Source organism: Roseateles sp. (genome assembly GCF_031397715.1).
Classification (GTDB): domain Bacteria; phylum Pseudomonadota; class Gammaproteobacteria; order Burkholderiales; family Burkholderiaceae_C; genus Paucibacter_A.
Window position 1 is genome coordinate 1 of sequence record NZ_JANNMI010000029.1, and the last position, 2,089, is coordinate 2,089.

The following is a 2,089-nucleotide window of genomic DNA, read 5'->3' on the forward strand; positions in this document are numbered from 1 at the left end:
CAGACCACCGGGCTGGTCGCATAAGGCAGGGTCTGACCCTCAAGATCGACGCCCTTGCCATTGCTCTCCATCTCCAGCTGCTGTAGGTAGGCCGGCAGGCGACCCAAGCCCTGGTGATAAGGCGCCACGCTGCGGCTGCTGAAGCCGTGAAAATTTCGATACCAGATGTCCAGCAAGCCTAAGCGCACCGGCAGGTTTTGCTCCAGCGGCGTGTGCGCAAAATGCTGATCCATCGCATGCGCACCGGCCAGCAGCGCGCGGAAGTTGTCGGCCCCGATCGCAATGGCAATCGGCAAGCCGATCACCGACCAGAGCGAATAGCGCCCACCAACCCAGTCCCAAAAACCAAAGGTGGTGGTGATGCCGAAGGCGCCGGCCGCCGCCGTGTTGCTGCTGGTGGCAACGAAGTGACGCGCTATGTCCTTCTCCCCCATGCCAGCACCGGCGGCCAAAAACCAGGCCTTGGCGGCGATGGCGTTGGCCAGCGTTTCTTGCGTGGTGAAGGTCTTGGAGGCAATCACGAACAGCGTCGCCTGCGGCTTCAAGTCGCGCAGCACCGGCGCCAGGTCATGGCCATCGACATTGGAGACGAAATGCAGCTTCAAGCCCTGCTGGGTATAGGCCTGCATTGCCCGCACCACCATGGCGGGCCCCAGGTCCGAGCCGCCGATGCCGATGTGGACGACATCGGTGAAGCCACTCTTGTCGGTATCGCGCACGCTTTCAGCGAAGGCCAGCATTGCTGTCAATGAGGCTTGCACCTCCCAGCTGAACAAAAACCCCTTGCCCGCCGGCGCCCGCAGCGCCGTGTGCAGCACCGCCCGGCCTTCGGTCAGATTGATCGCCTCACCCGCCAGCATCGCATCGCGCTTGGCTTCCAGGCCGCAGTCTCTGGCCAATTGCAGCAACAAGGCCATGGCGTCGGCGTCGATGCGGTTCTTGGACAGATCGGCGAACACCTCCGGCGCCGTCAGCGTCCAATCGGCATAACGCCCCGCGTCAGCGGCAAAAGCCTGGCGCAAATCGAACTGCCGGCCGGACGCTTTGAAATGCTGCTGCAGCAAGCCCCAGGCCGGGCTTTGGTCACAACGCGATGCGAGGGGTGCAACAGACATATCAACTCACAATCATCTGATCCAGTTTGGCCGAGTCGACAGCAAACAGGCGGATGCCTTCGGCCAACTTTTCGGTCGCCATGGCATCCTGGTTAAGGGCGAAGCGGAAGCCCGCTTCGTCGAAAGAAACTTCGGGCAGGTCCAGCAGCTTGGCGGCCGCGGCGTCCAGCGCCAGCGGCAACGCGCTGGCTAGCTGTTGCAGCTGGGCCAGCAGATCGGGGCTGATGGTCAGTAAATCGCAGCCGGCCAAGGCCTGGATCTGGCCGACATTGCGGAAGCTCGCCCCCATCACCTCGGTCTTGATGGCGTGCTTCTTGTAGTAGTTGAAAATCTGCGCGACCGACTTGACGCCGGGGTCATTGGCGCCGGACATCGCCGTCTCATCCCAGGCCGCGCCGGCACTCTTCTTGTACCAGTCGTAGATGCGGCCGACAAAGGGCGAGATCAGTTGGATGCCGGCCTCACCGCAGGCAACGGCCTGGCAGAAGGAGAACAGCAGGGTCAAGTTGCAGTGAATGCCTTCGAGCTCCAGCTCGCGCGCGGCTTGAATGCCTTCCCAGGTCGAGGCGATCTTGATCAGCACTCGCTCGCGCGAGATACCAGCGGCCTCGTACAGGCCGATGATGCGGCGGGCACGTGCAAGCGTTGCGGCTTTGTCAAAACTCAGGCGGGCGTCCACCTCGGTCGAGACGCGGCCCGGCACCACCTTCAAAATCTCCAGGCCAAAGCGCACCAAGACCCGGTCAACGATCTCGTCCAGCGCCAGGCCCTGGTGGGCGGCGACCGTGTCCGTCAGCAGCGGCGCGTAGTCGGCCGACTGCACCGCCTTCAAGATCAAGGACGGGTTGGTGGTCGCGTCGCGCGGCGCGAACTGCGCCAGCTGCAAGAAGTTGCCCGTATCGGCCACCACGGTGGTCAGGGATTTGAGTTGGTCCAGTTGATTCATGATGGTTTGTTTGTTTGCTTATTCAAAA

Annotated in this window: 2 protein-coding genes; both read right to left on the reverse strand. The window is 62.6% G+C overall.

Annotation, left to right across the window (positions count from 1 at the left end):
• On the reverse strand, positions 1-1,115 hold a 1,115-nt coding region (locus RMO57_RS01355; protein ID WP_310383524.1), incomplete at its 3' end, for a glucose-6-phosphate isomerase.
• Position 1,116: 1 nt separating this feature from the next.
• On the reverse strand, positions 1,117-2,061 hold the full coding sequence (gene tal / locus RMO57_RS01360) for a transaldolase (RefSeq protein WP_310383526.1): 945 nt from the start codon (positions 2,059-2,061) through the stop codon (positions 1,117-1,119).
• Positions 2,062-2,089 lie beyond the last annotated feature (28 nt).

Coding starts and splice junctions, on each gene's coding strand:
- tal (WP_310383526.1), bottom strand. CDS start 2,061: ATGAATCAACTGGACCAACTCAAATCCCTGACCACCGTGGTGGCCGAT.